This window comes from Solidesulfovibrio magneticus RS-1 (assembly GCF_000010665.1).
Lineage (GTDB): Bacteria > Desulfobacterota > Desulfovibrionia > Desulfovibrionales > Desulfovibrionaceae > Solidesulfovibrio > Solidesulfovibrio magneticus.
This window is the reverse complement of the sequence record NC_012796.1, coordinates 1,215,068-1,230,709: the sequence shown is the minus strand read 5'-3', so window position 1 is coordinate 1,230,709 and position 15,642 is coordinate 1,215,068. Positions and strand designations below refer to the sequence as shown.

Genomic DNA, 15,642 nt, shown 5'->3' with positions numbered 1-15,642 from the left:
AAGAACCGACGCTCCCGGTCGCCGCTGTTGGACGGCCGGGTTGGCGCGCTGGCCCTTGCTTCCCTCCGGGCGTGCACGGCTCCTTGTCGTCATGCCGTGGAGTGAAGTCGGGCTTGACACAGTGTCCGGCCAAAATGCCGCGACACGTAACAAGGAGGTCTTTCGTGGGTCGTACCGCATGTGTCTTGCTGGCTGTTTTTGCTTTGCTTTTTGCAAGCGTGGAACTGGGCCTGGCCAAACGGCTGGGCGGCGGCGGTTCCATGGGCAACCGGCAGTCCTTCAGCACGTCCACCACCCCCCGGCCCGATGCGGGTTCCCCTTCAGGCAGTTTTTCCTCCCAGCAGGCCCGACCCAATCCCACGGCGGCCACCCCTGGCGGCGGCATGTTCTCGCGCCCGGGCCTCGGCGGCATGCTCGGCGGCCTGCTGGTCGGCGGCTTGGTCGGCTCCATGCTTTTTGGCGGCGGCCATGGCTGGGGCGGTCCCAGCCTGCTCGACATGCTGCTGATCGGCGGCGGGTTGTTCCTGCTTTTCCGGTTCATGCGTTCGCGCCGCACGGCCACGGCCCAGGGGCCGTCTTTCGGCCAGCCCATGTCCCGGAGCTACGAAGCCGAGCCCCAGTCCCAGGCCCAACAGGCGGCGGCCGGGGGCTGGAACAACCTCGGCGCGGCGGCCCAGGCGACCGCGCCCGCCGGACCGGACCTGCCGCCGGGCTTTGACGCCGCCGACTTCCTGGCCGGGGCCAAAGCCCTTTTTGCCCGGATGCAGCAGTCCTGGAGCAAGCGCGATCTGGCCGACATCGAGGCCTTTGCCACCCCGGCGTTCATGGCCGACGTGCGCAAGCAGGCCGCCGAGGACCCGACCCCGGCGCCCACCGACGTGCTCCTGGTCGACGCCAAGCTCCTGGAAGTGCGCAGCCAAGGCGGCGCAACCATCGCCTCGGCCTACTTCGACGTGCTCATGCGCGAGGACCCCAAGGCCGGGCAGCCCGAACAGGTGCGCGAAGTCTGGCATTTCACGCGCAAGGAAACCGTGCCCGGCGACGCCTGGAAGCTCGACGCCATCCAGCAACTGGACGCCTAGCCTTCCGGAGCCGTCCCCGACTCGCTCCGGCCCGCTCCCTTGACCCGGAGAAGCCGGCGGGCCGCCCGGGACGAAACCCGCCCCAGTGTCTTGCCAGACGCCAAACGGCCCGGCCCTCATCAGGAGGGCCGGGCCGTTTAACGTCGCCGGTGCTTTGCGAACCGTCCCATTGCCGCGCTCGCCCCGCAGGCCGAACCAGCCCCCAACCCCGGGGCGGCACGGCTGGCCGGGCAGCCGGCGGTGGTTGGCGTCGCCGCCGGCGAGCCGGAGCCGGTCATGCCGCCCCGTCAGCACCGGCGTACGGGGCAACCCGTTACGGACGCTGCGCCTCGGCGCGTCTCACCTCGCGGGGCGGTGCGGATTCTTGTGGAGCCAAAATGACCAGCCATGATTCCCCTTGGGCCGAGGCGTCTCCGGGAGCGCCTGCCCTCCGGCCTGACCTTCCAAGACTCTCTAGGCAATATGTTTTTGGCCCTTTTCCCAAGCCTCCATGACCCGGCTGATGGCGTGCTTGAGGGTGTCGTATTCCAAGGGCTTGACCAGGCATTCGTTCATGCCGGCCTCCAGGAAATTCTCGCATTGGCTGTTCATGGAGTAGGCCGTCGTGGCGACGAGAGGCATGTCCGGCCGGCCGCCCCAGCCTTCCCGGACGGCCTTGGCCACCTCCACCCCATTCATGACCGGCATCTGCACGTCGAGCAGCATGAGATCAAAGGATTGGGCGTCAAGCAGGAGCAGCGCCTCACGGCCATTTTGCGCCACCGTGACCTGGTGCCCCAGCTTGCCCAACATGCCGACGGCGACCATACGGTTGATGGCGTCGTCCTCGGCCAGCAGAATGCGATAGCGCCGGGGCGCGACTTCGGCGTCAGGAGCACGGGGAAGATCGGCCTCCCTGGGAACGGGAAGGGTCACCGGCACGCTGAGGTGGACGGTCGTGCCCTCCCCCTCGACCGATTCCAGGCACAGGGCTCCGCCCATGAGGCAGACCAGGCGCTTGACGATGGAAAGCCCCAGGCCGGTGCCGGCATATTGCTTCTTAAACGAGCTGTCCCCCTGGGTGAACGGTTGAAACAGTTCGGGCAAAAGCTCCGCCGAGATCCCCTTACCCGTGTCGGCGACCGTCACCACCAGCGTCGCCTTGTCGGACGAGGCCGGCGAGCCGGCGTAGGCCACGGCCAGCCGGACCTGACCGTTTTGGGTGAACTTCACGGCGTTGCCGACGAGATTGAACAGCACCTGGCGTATTTTGGGGACATCGCCCGTCACCTGCTCGGGCAAGCCGTCGTCGGCGGAAAAGGCCATCGTTACGTTCTTGGCCTTGGCCATGCCTTGAAACAGCAACACGGGTTCTTGCAGCAATTCAAGAGGCGAGAACGGCTCCTGGACCATCACCGTGCGTCCGGCTTCGATGCGGGAAATATCCAGGATATTGTTGAGAAGCTGCAAGAGGCGTTCGGAACTGTCGTAAGCGAGCTTGATGAAATCGTTGCGTTCTTCATCGCAGCCCGTCAGCTTCAGCAGCTGGAGCATGCCCATGACACCGTTTAGGGGCGTGCGGATTTCGTGGCTCATGTTGGCCAAAAATTCGCTCTTGGCCCTGGCGGCGGCCTCGGCCGCCTCCTTGGCGGAGGCCAGGGCGGCCGTGGCCTGGACCCGCTCGGTGACGTTTTCATGGGCCACCACGGCCCGGGCCGGCCCGTCCCCGGGAAAACGCGTGACGCGCACCTGGAACCACCGCTTTTCGGTGGGTGAGTGGCAGGGGTACTCCAGGCTGAAAAACGGCAGCCGGCCGGCCAGGACCTCGCGGATGGCCCGGGCGATCCGGCCGGCGGTATCGGCCTCGTCGCCGATTGCCCCCTGGCAGGCGCGGAAATAATTGGCCCCCTCGCTCACCGCGCCCGGCGTGCAGGAGGCGTCGGCGGCAAAGGCGCGCCAGGCCGAGTTGACCGCCAGGATGTTCCCGGCCTCGTCCACGATGGCGATATGGGCGGAAAGTCCGTCGAGGGTGCCCCGGGCGAAGCGCTCGGATTCCATCAGGGCTTCCTCGGCCTTGCGGCGGGCCGAGATGTCGCTGACGGCGAGAAAGAGCTGGGGCGCCGGCCCCGGTTTTTCCAGACCGGCCGGCTGTTCGTGGACGCAGGCCTCCAGAAGCACGGGTTTATCGACGCCCCCGTGGACATCCAGGACCGTCTCCACCTTCTTGCCCTCGGGGCTTTTGAAAAGCGCCCGGTAGCGGGCCACGAATACCGGACGGGCCGGCTCGGCGATGTACTCGAAAAACGGCCGTCCCACGGGTTTGCGGCCGGTCCAGCCGATCATATCCAGAAACGTGTGGTTGACCTCCTGGATCATCGCGTCCTTGTCCAGGACCACGTAGCCGACCGGGGCCTTGTGGAAGAGGATGGAGAAGCGCTCCAGGGCCAAGGCCAGTTCGACCTGGGAACGCTGGAGCTCCTCGTTTTGCAGTTCCAGTTCGATCTGGTGGACCTGAAGCTCGTGGATAACGGCCTGATTCTCTTCCGGGGAAAGGGACCGGCCGGCGACGCCATGGGCTTGCAACAACTGTTCGGCGCGTTCCCGGAGTCCCTGGGCGGCGGGAAGTTTGTCGGAAGTCATCTGACGATACCCCTGTTCAGTATAGGCGGTTGCAGGGCGGTTTGGGCGTGAGGCCGGCGCGCGGGCCATTTCAGGGCTGCTTTTCATCGCTGTCCGGCCTGGCCGGGGGATGGGTGTGTGCCGTTTGGGAGTCGGCCGGCGCATCGCCAGGGCGGGGAGCCTCCCACCGAAGCCGGTCCTCGGCGGCCTTTAGCGCGGTGATGTTGTCGTGCATCAGCAGGACCCTTCTGCCCTTGGGCGTGTCGAAGGGTTGGATGCGGGCCAGAAACCAGCGTTGCCGGCCCTCCTGATGGCAGGGATACTCGATCTCCGTGGCCTCGTCGCAGCCGCCAAGGGCTGCCCGCACGGCCTGCGCCGTCCGCTGCGCCTCCTCGTGGCAGGGCGGAGCCGCTTCCTCGCAGATCCGCAGATAATTGGTCCCCACGGCGTCGGCCGGCAGGCGCAGGCCGTTGTCGCGGCCAAAGGCCCGCCAGGCCGCGTTGACGTATTCGATCACGCCGTCCTGGTCCAAAATGACCAAGTGGGCCGGCAGGGCGTCGATGACGCTGCGCAGATAGCTCTGGGACAGGCGCAGGGCGTCGCGGACGGTGACGAGGTCGGTGACGTCGAGCACCATGCCCATGGAGATCGTGGCTTGTCCGGCTTCGTTGCGCGTCTCCACGGATTTCTCCTGGACGATGCGCACCTCGCCTCCCGGCCGCACGAGGCGGTGGACGACCTCGTAGGGGACGCCGTCCCGCAGGGCGCGCTGGTAGGTCTTATCGACGGTTTCCCGGTCCTCGGGGTGCACCAGTTCCATGAAGGTCTCGTAGGTAGGAGAGAACGTCTCCGGATCGGTGCCGAAAATGCGGTGGACTTCGGCCGACCAATCCAGGCGTCTGGTCCCAAGGTCCAGCTGCCAACTGCCGACGCGGGCCATTTCCTGGGTCTTGATCAGGAGTTCCTGATGCATGGCCAGAGCGTCCCGGCTTTGCTTGAGCGGTCCGGTATCCATGAAGGTGATGAGCATCCCGGACGAGGTCGAGGACCCGATGGCGTAAGGCAGCACGCGCATGAGGTAGCATTCGCCTTCAAGGGTGCAGGCTTCCTGGGACACGGGCTGCCCTTGGCGCTCCACCTGGTGCAGCGCCTCCATGACGTCAACCCCGTGCAGCCGGTGGGTCAGATGGGAGATGGGGCGCCCGACGTCGCTTTGCAGGATGCGGAAGATGTTGGCTGCAGCCGGGGTGAATTTCCGAATTTCCAGATTCTCGTCCAGAAACACCGTGGCGATCTGGGTGGCGGAGATGAGGTTGTCCAGGTCGTTGGTCATCTCGGTGAGTTCCAATATCTTGTTTTGGTACTCCGCGTTGACCGTGTGCAGTTCCTCGTTGACCGACTGGAGCTCCTCGTTGGTGCTTTGCAGCTCCTCGTTGCTGGCCAGGAGCTCCTCATTGGTGGCCTGGAGTTCCTCGTTGGAGGTTTCCAGCTCCTCGATGGTGGCCTGCAGGTTTTCCTTGGTGAATTGGAGGTCCTGTTCCAGATCGAGAATACGCTGTTCGGCTTCGCGGCTGATGTCGAGTACCTGGGCCGCGCCGGGCTGGGTTTCCGACTTGCTGGGCGCGGACTCCTGGAGGATGACAGCAGCCAGCGGCAACTGCCCTTTTTTCTCGGCCAGGGGCCGGATGCGCATGACGATGGTCCTGACCCCGTCGCGGGCAGGAAGGCGGATGTTGGCGTAGCTGATTTCCTGGCCCGAATGGAAAACCTTCTGCAGGCCCGTGGCCAGGGGGATGGCCAGCTCTTTGACCGCCATGCGGGTGATGTCGTTGCTCTGCTTGCCCGACGGCAGGCGCAGGAGTCCCTCGGATTCGCCCACCAGATGCAACAGCTCGTGGTGTTCGTTGACCACGGCCACCAGGGGCACGTAATCCCCGGCCAGGGATTGGAGCAGCCTGTCCTGGATGCGTTCCTCCTCGCGCTGGCCCAGGGCGTACTCGTTGCGGAAAAACCGCGAGGCGTACTGACGCGAAAGCCGGTCCCCCGTGCCTTGGAACAGCGGTTTTTCAACGGGGTGACGACGTTTGCCGCGCGAGCGGAAAATCTTGAACCGGTGATGCAGGGGTTCGAAGTACTCCCCCATTTCCCCCGGCGTCTCGCTGGTGCCAAGCAGCAGCAGGCCCTGGGGATTGAGGGAGAAATTCATGAATTCCAAGACCTTTTGCTGCAGCACCGGCTGCAGGTAGATGAGCATATTGCGGCAGCTCAGCAGATCGATGTTGGTGAAGGGCGGGTCCTTGGTCAGGTTGTGCTGGGCAAACACCACCATCTCTCGGAGGTGGCGATTCACCTGATAGTGGTCGTCGCGGCGCACGAAATGCTTGGCCAACATGCCCGGCGGCAGGTCGGCGGCGATGGATTCGGCGTAAAGGCCGTTGCCCGCATGGAGGATGGCGTCCCGGTCGATGTCGGTGGCGAAGATCTTCACCGAAAGCGGCCGGTCCAGGCGCTCCAGGCACTCCTGGGCCAGGATGGCCAAGGTATAGGCTTCCTCCCCGGTGGAGCAGCCCGCCACCCAGAAACGGATCTCGCGCCGCTCGCTGGCCTTGAGCAAGGCGGGCAGATAGACGTTGCCGAGCTCCGTGAAGACGTCGCGGTCGCGAAAGAAGCTGGTCACGCCGATGAGCAGTTCCCGGTACAGGGTCGTGACCTCGCCCGGACTCGACTCCAACAGGCGGACGTATTCCCGTAGGTTGGCGGTCTGGCAGACGGTGATGCGCCGCTCGATGCGCCGCAGCACGGTGCTGGGTTTATAGTAGGTGAAATCCACCTTGGTCTGTTCGCGCAGCAGGGCGAAAATGCGGGTCAGGCCGTCCTCGTCGGACAGCAGGGCCTGGGGATGGCCGGGGGCGGAAGTGAAGGGGTGTTTGGCGAAGGAGATGAGCTTGCCGGGCATGGCGTCGGCGGCAAGGATCATGTCGGCCAGCCCCGTGGCGATGGCGGCGCGGGGCATGCCGTCGAACTTGGCCGAATCCTCGCTTTGCACCATGATCATGCCCCCGGCCTCCTTGATGGCCCGGATGCCGCGAACCCCGTCGCTGCCGGTGCCCGAGAGGATGATGCCGATGGCCTTGTCCCCCTGGTCCTCGGCCAGGGAACGGAAGAAGATGTCGATGGGCAAATTGATGCCCTTGGCGTGGTCGAGGTCGCTTAAAAGGAGTTTGCCGTGAAAGATGGTGAGCTGCTTCCTGGGCGGAATGAGGTAGACGGTGTTGGCCGTAACGGCCATGCCTTCCTCGGCGCGGCGCACGTTCATGGCCGTGCGCTTGGACAGCAACTCCACCATGAGGCTTTTATAGTCCGGCGAAAGATGCTGGATGACGATAAACGCCATGTCGCTGTCCACCGGCATTTGGGAAAAAAACGCATCCAGGGCTTCGAGCCCGCCGGCAGATGCGCCTATGCCTACGTAATACTTTGGTTCTCTGTCTGCGGTATCCATAAACTCCCCAGCGGACATCGCGTTGCAAAACGGCTGGCGACAACGCCGCGTGCGCGGCCCAGGGCCTGCCGGCCGCCCTTCACGGCTCGGCCACTTTCTTCAATATACTTTGACGCCAGCGCCATGCAAGCGCAGGTCGCCACGAGAACGGCCCACGGCAAGACGTTCTACAAATGATGTACTCCATTACTTTTTTGTCATGCACTGAAAACATTAGATACAAGAACTGTTATGATTCTTCAACAAATAACGTCTGACCGCGAGACATCGCCAGCCGCGCCGCGGACAACAGCACTGCCGATCTCCGCCAACACCCGCGCCTGGCCTTGCACCAACGGCAGAAACCGGCTGTCCGTGGTCACCTGCATTTCCGTCTTCACAGAAGGCATCGCCTTGACCCTCCGGTCGTCGTGGACGGCGCCGCTTTCCCCGCCCCTCGTCATGGCCCCGGCCGCGTTTGGGCCTCTACGAAGAGTTGGAACACCACCAGACACAGGCTCATGGACACCGGACCGTAAATCAGCCCCAGAGGGCCAAAAAGCAGCACGCCGCCGATGATGGCCACGAAAATCAGCAGCAGCGGCAACTGCGCGCCGTCGCGGATGAAAAACGGACGCACCACGTTGTCCACCGTGCTCACCACCACAAGCCACCACAGCGTCAAAAAAACCGCCTTGCCCATCGCGCCAAGGGACAACAAATAGACAATGGCCGGCACATGAATAAGCGTCGTGCCCACCACCGGGATCAACGACGCCAGCAAGGCCACGAAACCCCAGAACAAGGGATCGATGCCCACCAACCACAAGCCGAGCATGGTGGCCAGGCCCTGGGACAACCCGGCGGCCGCGCCGCCGACCAGAATTGAGCGGGTCACGGTCTTGAGCCGTTCCGTGAGTTCCTGCTCCTGGCTGCGCCGCAAGGGCGACAACAGCCGCAAGCCCCGCACCACCTGTTCGGCCTGCGACAGGAAATAGAACAAAAACAACACCAGCATCACCGTCTGGGCGGCAAAGCCAGCCATCTGGCCGGCCAACCCGCGCCCCATGGCCAGCAGTTGCCGGCCGGCCGCGCCGGCCGCGCCGAGCAGGCTGACCTTGAGGCCCTGGGAATCGATGGGAATCATGTCCAGCAGGCCCTGCACCCAGTCGGGCAGGGCCACGGCCTGGAGCCGGTCCAGGAGGCTGGCCACGCCCCCCTCGCTCCACCACTGCACGCCCTCGACCAGCAACGCCCCGGCCTTGCTGGTCAAGACGGCCGCCAAGACGGCCGCGGGCAAGACGATGAAAATCAGGGTGGCCGCGGTCAACAGGGCAGCGGTCAGATAGCGGGACCCCTTGAGCGCGGCCTCCATGCGCCGCCGCAGCGGCGAAAGCAAAATCGCCAGGATGGCGGCCAGGATGACGGCATGGCGAAACGGCCATAAAAGCCCTCCCACCGTCGCCACCGCCGCCAGAAAAACCAGCAGCAAAAATGGGCGATAATACCGGGCATGAAGCGGGCCGTGCTCGTCGCCGTCCGCCTCGGCCGGGACGGCCGGAAGCACCGGCTGCGGGCGGTCCGGGGCGGCGGCCGACGGAAGCCCGGCGGGTTGTGGGGAAAGGCGTTCGTCCTGATCGGGCATATTCCCCTTCCTTGTGCAGTGTCCGAAAGCCGCGGGCGTCTTCAGGATGTTTCCAGTTCCAGGTCGAAATCCGTCAATACGGACGCGTCGCCCAGGGGCTCGCCTCGGACGTAATTGTAGACATTGCGCGCATGGACGTTTTGCAAAAACATCGGCCGGGTCTCGATCTGGGCCACCGGAGCCTTGTCGTAGATGGCCGGATGGTCCACCCAGAAAACCGTATGCGGCGGACGGTTGCGTTCAAGCAGGCTCACGAAGGCGTTGGTGGCGTCAAAGAAGTCGTAGACCGTCCCGTCCTTGTATTGCAGACCGTTGGGGAAGTTGATGTAGAGTTCGCCCTGGGGCAGGCGGCTGCCGGCCTCCAGGTCCGTCACGACCTTGTGCAGCCGGGCCACGAAATGGCGTGACAGGGCGTCGTCGTTGTCCAGGCGCGTGGTCAAAAGCCACGGCGCGTCCGGGAAGGCCTCGGCCACGGCTTGGCGCGCCCGGGGCAGGACTGTTTCGAACGCGCCGCAGTAGACCGGCCGGAAGTTGGCGTAGCCTTCCAAAGCAGCGATCAGCCGGCGAAACGGCGGCGGCGTGGCCTCGTCAAAGAGCACGAACCACAGAAAATCCTGGCAGGTCTGCCCCCGCACCGAGGGCAGGCAGAACCGGCGGAAAAGCTCGAAACGCTCGACCAGCCAGGTGGAGCCGAGGCGGAAATCGTAGGGGATCGCGTTGATGTGCACGTTAAAGCGCGTGATGATGGCATGGGCAAAAGACATGACGGCTCCTTGGGGCGGCCTGACCGCCTGGCGAAGGCGATGATGCCCGCCGCCGCAAGCGGCGTCAAACAGCGCCGGCCGCCCCCGAAACGCCCCTGTCGCCAAACGTCCTGGACACGGGTTTGCACAGGTCTGTACCGCCCAGACGAAGCATCATCGGTTTCGATTGCCCGCTGCAAGAGTTCCTTGGCCTCCTCGGTGAGGGCTGCGGTTTTCCTCCCCCATACAGCGCTCGTCCGTTGACAGGACTCCTTGGTTTTGAAAATACATGCGAACTGTTTCGATGCAGATGATTATTTTCAGACCATGTCCATCTACAATTAAAGAATCCTTCAAACCGCAGACAACTCGGGGAGACGCCATGCACTTGTTGAAAAGATTCTGTCTGTTGCTGTCACTATTTCTGCTTGCTGGCTGCGGAAAATCCCTGCAACAAGCTCGAGATCTGGCGGCTCCCAACATGTATCAGGATGCGACATACGAAAATGCGGGCCAACCTGGGCCAAGCGTCATTGTCGTCGGCGGCACGCTCACCTCCAGGACCTACGAGTTCCTGTCCCAGATAAAGGCGGACAACTTGCGGGAATACGGCGAACTGGAGCTTGGCAAGGCAAACTTCAAAGTCATGGAGAAAAACTCGCTCTCCAATATTTACCAGGAAATTTCCATTGCCGCCAACCTCGGCGACGGCTCCGTGGCCAAACGCTTCAGCAAGCACAAGATCACCCCGCCCCAGTGGTTCGTCGTCTTCGACATCGCCGACGTCTCGGCCCAGACGCTCAATTTCAGCTACACCGACAAAAATTCGGCCATGTTCGCCGGCGCGCTCATGGGCAGCTTCCTGGGCAGCGCCTCGCTTGGACAGGGCGTCATCGGCTCCATCAACAACGCCAAGGAACAGCGCGCCTGGAACGTCACCCTGCGCTACCGTATCCTCGACGGCGTGTCCGGGCGACAGCTCCACGAGGGCCAGTTCACCGAACAAGCCACCATCAACCGCGAGCTGACCGGGTTTCTCGGCGTGGACGCGGCCCAGGCCGGCGGCCTGACGCTGGGGACCGTGACCCAGCGGCTGGTGCAAAAGGCCGTGGCCGACATCGACAAGCAGTACAAGCTCGCCGCCGCATCCGAGCCCGAACCCGCGCCCAAGGCCAAAGGCGGCAAGCCGGCCAAGCCCGAACGCGCCGGCAAACGGGCCGCCATCGAGGACGCGCCCGCCCCGGCCGCGCCCGAGGTGGCCTGCGCCCAACAGTCCGTGGGCGGCTTCGTGTGCCAAATGCCGGTGGCCTGGTCCACAGGCGCGCCGCCCCGGGCCGTGGAAGTGGCCGTGGCCGAGAAACCGGAACTGGGCCGGCTCCTGGAAGCCAGCAAGCGCAACGGCGGCAAGCAGGGCTTTATCGACTCGGTGGTGGCCTTCGACATCCTGCGCACGGCCGGCCCCCTGGTCACCCTGACCGAACCGGAATCCCCCCTGTCGGGCATGGGCAAGACCCTGGCCCTGACCGGCGAGGGCGTCGAAGGGCGCATTTTCGTGTTGCAAGGGGCAGCGGGCAAATTCTCGGCCGACAAGCTGGCCGAGGCCATCCTCGGGCACATGCGCAACGCCGTGGTCGTGGAACCCCTGGGCGTCGAAGCCGTGGCCGCCAAGGACGGCCAGCGCAATATCGGAGTATTTAAGTACATCAAGGTGGAGCGGCGCAAGGAACTCCAGGAAAAACCCGATTACGACCGCGACAAAAAGGACGAGTACAAGATCACCTCGATCCCCCACTACCACAACATGGCCATGGCCGTGGTGCCAAGGGGCAACGACATGCTGCTCGTCATCGTCATCGCGCCCGAGGAAAAATTCCTGCCCCACCTCGAAGGCGTCAAAAAGCTCGTGGCTTCGGCGACATAACGCCTCGCGCAAAAAGAGGAAAACATGCCCCCGGCCCCCCAGCTGGAGAAAGGGGTTAAGGGGGGCGGCGTAAAAGAACTGTCTGGCCGGTTGGACCGGCCCGGGCGCGAGAACGGACAACGGGCGGCCCCAGGGCCGCCCGTCGCTTGCGGGGACGGCGTCATGGCGGCCCCGTCGATGACAGGCCGGCCGCAGGCCGCCTCAGATGGGCCGCACCGCCACCACGGCCTGGCCGGCCAGGCCTTCGAGGTCGGCCGGGATGACGATAAGGCCGTCGGCCATGAGCAGGGTTTTGAGCAGCCCGGACTTGCCGAGCACCGGATGGGCCAGGGGCAGTTCTCCTGGGCGAGGCTCCAGGCGCACCCGGACATGGTCCTCGCGGCCCTGTTTGGAAGCCACGTTGCGCGACAGCAGCGCCGGAAAGGTGCGCGGTGCGCGGTCGAAGGCAGCTTTGTCGCCGGCCAGATGGGCCAGAAGCGGCAGCCCGAAGACGTCCAGCACCACCTGGGCCGAGGTTACCTGGCCGGGCAGGCCGATGACCGGCTTGCCGTAAAGGCTGGCCAGGATGGTCGGCTTGCCCGGACTGAGGGCCACGCCGTGGGCCAGGACCACCGCGCCAAGGCTTTTTAAGGCCTCCAGGGTGAAATCGCGCGCGCCAACGGAACTGCCGCCCGAAAGCAGGGTCAGGTCGTGGCCCTCGGCTGCTGTTTTGAGCGCGTCCCGGATGGAATCGAGGTCGTCGGGCACCAGCGGAAAAGTCGTGGGCGCGGCTCCGGCCCGGGCCAGCATGGCGGCCAGGGCGTGGCTGTTGACGTCGCGAATCTGGCCCGGTTGCGGCGTGGCCTCGGCCGGCACGAGTTCGTCGCCGGTGGAGAGCAGGGCCACCGAGGGAATCCTGCCCACGGGCACGTCAACCACGCCCAGGGCGGCCAAAAGCCCGACTTCCTGGGGGCGCAGGCGCGTGCCGGCCCCAAGGGCCGTCTCGCCGCGCCGGGCGTCCTCGCCGGCCAGCATCACGTTGTCGCCCGGGGCCACGGGACGGCGGATCTCGATGGCCCCGGCCCCCAGGTCCTCGGCGTATTCCACCATGACCACGGCGTCGGCCCCGGCCGGCAAAAACGCGCCGGTGACGATGCGGGCGCAGTGCCCGGGCGGCAAGGCCGCCTCCGGGATGACGCCGATGGGGATGTCCATGGCCAGATCGAGATAGCCGGGGTTGGACTCGCCGGCCCCGAAAACCTCGGCCGCCCGCACGGCGTAGCCGTCCATGGAAGCCCGGCTGGCCAGGGGCAGGTCCTCGCCGGAGACGACGTCAGCGGCCAAAAACCGGCGGCAGGCCGCGCCAAGGGGCACGGTTTCGACGCCAAGGGGGGAAAAAGAGCGGAGCAGATCACGAAACTCGGCCGTGGACACGGCCCGGAAAAAACCGTCGCGCATGGATAACGTCCTTATGTTCTGTCAGGCTTGGAGCAGATCACGCGCCATGGCGGCGGCCCCGTAAAGGCCCACGTCCTCGTCGCGCACCAGCCGCACGGCCACGGTGCGCAAAAAATCGCCGTACGTGGGGGAGGCGTAAAACTCCCGGGCGAATTCGGGATGCCGCACCAGCAGGGGATTTTTGGCGGCCACGCCGCCACTTAAGTAGACGCCGCCGGCAGCCACCACGGTCAGGGCGTAGTCGCGCACGGCCCGGCCGTAGAAACGGGCGAACCAGGCCGTCGTCGGGCTGTCCGGGGTGAGAAGCCGCCCGACCTCGCCCGGGGAAAGGTCGTCGCCGGTCAGGAAGCGGTGCAGATGGGCCAGCCCCGAGCCCGTCACCACGGTGTCGCGGCGGACGTAGCCCTCTCCGGTGGCCTCGAAAAGATAGGCGGCAAAGGCGGTTTCCTCGGGGCAGACAAAGGGCATGGCCGTCTGGCCGGCCTCGGAAGCCAGGGCCAGCACGCCGCCGCCGGGCAGCGGGGCCAGACAGGCATGACCAAGGCCGGTGCCGGCCCCGATTACGGCCTGGACCTTCCCCGGGTTCATGTCGCCGGGCAGCACCACTTCGGCCGTGTCGCCAAGCAGCCGGCAGCCGTGGGCCTGGGCCAGGAAATCGTTGACGCAGGCGCTTTTTTTCAGGCCATGCCCGGCTTCAAGGGCGTCGAGGTCCAGCTCCCAGGCGATGTTGGCGAACCGCACCCGGCGTCCCACCACCGCCCCGGGCACGGCGAAAACGGCCGCCGCCGCCTGGGCCGGGGCGAGATCAAAGCCGGCCGCCGGCAAGGCGGCCAGAAGGTCGTCAAAGGACGCCGCCGCCTGGGTGGACAGGCGAGCCTGGGAAACAAGGGTCAATCCGCCGTCCGAAGCCAGCTCAAAATGGCCGAAACGGCTGGAGGTGCCGCCGATGTCGGCGGCCAGCAGATGCCGGACGGCGGGGACGGCGGCGTCGGCCATGGTGGTCTCCTTGCAAGCGGTGGGCGTTTGCGGCAGGAAAAAGCCCGCGCCGACGGCAGTGTAGCCGGGGCGCCCAAGGAAACGCAAGCATGGCCGACATCGCAAGCGCCGCCCTGGCCGGGGCGGCCATGGGGCTTTCCGCCGGCTTCGCCCCGGGGCCTTTGCTCTCCCTGGTGCTGTCCCAGACCCTGGCCCATGGCCCCCGCGAGGGCGTCAAGGTGGCCCTGGCTCCCATCCTCACCGACACGCCCATTATCCTGGCCACCTGGCTGCTGCTCTCGCGCCTCACAGGTACGCCGGCCGTCCTTGGCCTCGTCGCCCTGGCCGGGGCGGCGCTGCTGTGCCGCTACGCCTACGACTGCTTCCAGGCCCCGCCTCCGGACGCCGGCGACCCGGCCAAGGCCCCGCGCTCGGTGCTGCGCGGCGTGGCCGCCAACTTTTCCAATCCCCACCCCTACCTGTTCTGGGCCACCGTGGGCGTGCCCTACCTCCTGGAAACGGCCCGCTCCGGCCCGGCCGGCCCCATCGCTTACCTGACCGCCTTCTACGTCTGCATCGTCGGGGCCAAGGCGGCGGCGGCCGGGCTGGCCGGACGCTTCCGGCGGTTCTTGTCCAGCCGCGGCTACCGGCTGCTCATGGCCGGGCTTGGGGCCTCGCTGCTCTACTTTGCCTGGGGATTCGCCGGGCAGGGACTCTCCCTGCTGGGCCTGGCCGGCTAAACGGCCGGGCGGGACATTGTCCTTTGGAGCAATCGTCCGTATCATGCCGCGTTTCCCATTATCGACCATAAAGGAGCCTCCATGGCCGCGCCCTTCACCATCGGCCTTATCCAGATGGCCCCGGCTTCCACCGTGGCCGCTTCCCTCGAAAAAGCCGCCGAGCGCATCGAGGCGGCGGCCAAGGCCGGCGCGCAGGTCGTCTGCCTGCCCGAACTCTTTGCCACGCCGTATTTTTGCCGCAACCAGGACCACGACGCCTTTGATCTGGCCGAACCCATCCCCGGCCCGACCACAAACGCCATGGCCGAGGCGGCCAAGGCCCACAAGGTGGTCGTGGTGACCCCGCTCTACGAACGGCGCGGCCCGGGCTGCTACCAGAATTCCCTGGCCGTGCTCGGCCCGGACGGCGACCACCTCGGCGTTTACCGCAAAATGCACATCCCCCACGATCCGGGCTTCGAGGAGAAGTTCTACTTCGCCCCCGGCGACCTGGGATTTAAGACCTTCCAAACGCCCTTTGGCCCCATCGGCACGCTGATCTGCTGGGACCAGTGGTTTCCCGAGGCGGCCCGGGCCACGGCGCTTCTTGGCGCCTCGGTCATCTTCTACCCCACGGCCATCGGCTGGCACCCGTCGGAAAAGGCCGAATACGGCGAGCGCCAGCGCGACAGCTGGATCACCATCCAGCGCAGCCACGCCATCGCCAACGGGCTGTACGTGGCCGCCGTCAACAGGGTCGGCATCGAAGGCTCGGGCGAAGGCTACGGCGAAACTCTGGAATTCTGGGGCTCGTCCTTTGTTGCCGATCCCTCGGGGCAAATTATCGCCCAGGCCGGCATCGTCACCGAAGACATCCTGCTGGCCGAAATCAACCCCCAAACCATCGAAACCACCCGCCGCCACTGGCCGTTTCTGCGCGACCGCCGCATCGACGCCTACGGCGGCCTGGGCAAGTTGTTCGGCGAATAGCGTGTAGAGAAGCGAGAAGATCGGGGCGCTGCCCCGAGCCCCGCCGGGGGG

The 15,642-nt window shown here is 65.7% G+C and carries 10 protein-coding genes; 4 read left to right on the top strand and 6 right to left on the bottom strand.

Annotated elements, in window-relative coordinates:
- Positions 1-164: 164 nt before the first annotated feature.
- Positions 165-1,082 carry a Tim44 domain-containing protein gene (locus tag DMR_RS05030; protein ID WP_148208364.1) on the top strand — a complete coding sequence of 306 codons (918 nt, stop codon included), beginning with the start codon at positions 165-167 and terminating at the stop codon, positions 1,080-1,082.
- 453 nt (positions 1,083-1,535) lie between these two features.
- Here DMR_RS05030 and DMR_RS24300 read toward each other — a convergent pair whose 3' ends face one another.
- The 4 genes from DMR_RS24300 to DMR_RS05005 form a co-directional block, all read right to left on the bottom strand.
- Positions 1,536-3,701 (bottom strand): PAS domain-containing hybrid sensor histidine kinase/response regulator, encoded by a 2,166-nt coding sequence (locus DMR_RS24300; protein ID WP_015859825.1) that lies wholly within the window; start codon positions 3,699-3,701, stop codon positions 1,536-1,538.
- A gap of 70 nt (positions 3,702-3,771) precedes the next feature.
- Entirely contained in the window at positions 3,772-7,182 is a 3,411-nt protein-coding gene (locus DMR_RS05020; RefSeq protein ID WP_148208362.1) for a chemotaxis protein CheB, read from the bottom strand.
- A 439-nt stretch (positions 7,183-7,621) separates the two neighbouring features.
- Positions 7,622-8,806 carry an AI-2E family transporter gene (locus DMR_RS05010; protein WP_015859823.1) on the bottom strand — a complete coding sequence of 395 codons (1,185 nt, stop codon included), beginning with the start codon at positions 8,804-8,806 and terminating at the stop codon, positions 7,622-7,624.
- 41 nt (positions 8,807-8,847) lie between these two features.
- A complete protein-coding gene (locus tag DMR_RS05005; RefSeq protein ID WP_015859822.1) occupies positions 8,848-9,570 on the bottom strand; it encodes a glycosyltransferase in 723 nt (240 codons plus the stop codon).
- Between the two features lie 460 nt (positions 9,571-10,030).
- On the opposite strand from DMR_RS05005, the gene DMR_RS05000 reads away from it, so the two are divergent.
- Positions 10,031-11,470 (top strand): hypothetical protein, encoded by a 1,440-nt coding sequence (locus DMR_RS05000; protein ID WP_232502878.1) that lies wholly within the window; start codon positions 10,031-10,033, stop codon positions 11,468-11,470.
- Between the two features lie 201 nt (positions 11,471-11,671).
- Here the strand turns inward: DMR_RS05000 and glp are convergent, their stop codons facing one another.
- Positions 11,672-12,907, bottom strand: coding sequence for a molybdopterin molybdotransferase MoeA (gene glp / locus DMR_RS04995; RefSeq protein ID WP_015859820.1), 1,236 nt, complete (start codon positions 12,905-12,907; stop codon positions 11,672-11,674).
- Between the two features lie 21 nt (positions 12,908-12,928).
- Positions 12,929-13,903: a glucokinase gene (locus DMR_RS04990; RefSeq protein WP_015859819.1), complete on the bottom strand. Its 975-nt coding sequence runs from the start codon at positions 13,901-13,903 to the stop codon at positions 12,929-12,931.
- An 89-nt stretch (positions 13,904-13,992) separates the two neighbouring features.
- Here DMR_RS04990 and DMR_RS04985 point away from each other — a divergent pair, with 89 nt between their 5' ends.
- Both DMR_RS04985 and DMR_RS04980 read left to right on the top strand, forming a co-directional pair.
- Complete coding sequence (locus tag DMR_RS04985) at positions 13,993-14,622, top strand: LysE family transporter (protein ID WP_015859818.1); 630 nt, start codon at positions 13,993-13,995, stop codon at positions 14,620-14,622.
- Positions 14,623-14,703: 81 nt separating this feature from the next.
- Positions 14,704-15,591, top strand: coding sequence for a carbon-nitrogen hydrolase (locus tag DMR_RS04980; RefSeq protein WP_015859817.1), 888 nt, complete (start codon positions 14,704-14,706; stop codon positions 15,589-15,591).
- The last annotated feature ends 51 nt before the right edge of the window (positions 15,592-15,642 follow it).

Excerpts from the sequence above, each read along its gene's own strand:
- DMR_RS24300 (WP_015859825.1), bottom strand. The coding sequence starts at position 3,701 with ATGACTTCCGACAAACTTCCCGCCGCCCAGGGACTCCGGGAACGCGCC.
- DMR_RS05020 (WP_148208362.1), bottom strand. The coding sequence starts at position 7,182 with ATGGATACCGCAGACAGAGAACCAAAGTATTACGTAGGCATAGGCGCA.
- DMR_RS05010 (WP_015859823.1), bottom strand. The coding sequence starts at position 8,806 with ATGCCCGATCAGGACGAACGCCTTTCCCCACAACCCGCCGGGCTTCCG.
- DMR_RS05005 (WP_015859822.1), bottom strand. The coding sequence starts at position 9,570 with ATGTCTTTTGCCCATGCCATCATCACGCGCTTTAACGTGCACATCAAC.
- DMR_RS05000 (WP_232502878.1), top strand. The coding sequence starts at position 10,031 with ATGTATCAGGATGCGACATACGAAAATGCGGGCCAACCTGGGCCAAGC.
- glp (WP_015859820.1), bottom strand. The coding sequence starts at position 12,907 with ATGCGCGACGGTTTTTTCCGGGCCGTGTCCACGGCCGAGTTTCGTGAT.
- DMR_RS04990 (WP_015859819.1), bottom strand. The coding sequence starts at position 13,903 with ATGGCCGACGCCGCCGTCCCCGCCGTCCGGCATCTGCTGGCCGCCGAC.
- DMR_RS04985 (WP_015859818.1), top strand. The coding sequence starts at position 13,993 with ATGGCCGACATCGCAAGCGCCGCCCTGGCCGGGGCGGCCATGGGGCTT.
- DMR_RS04980 (WP_015859817.1), top strand. The coding sequence starts at position 14,704 with ATGGCCGCGCCCTTCACCATCGGCCTTATCCAGATGGCCCCGGCTTCC.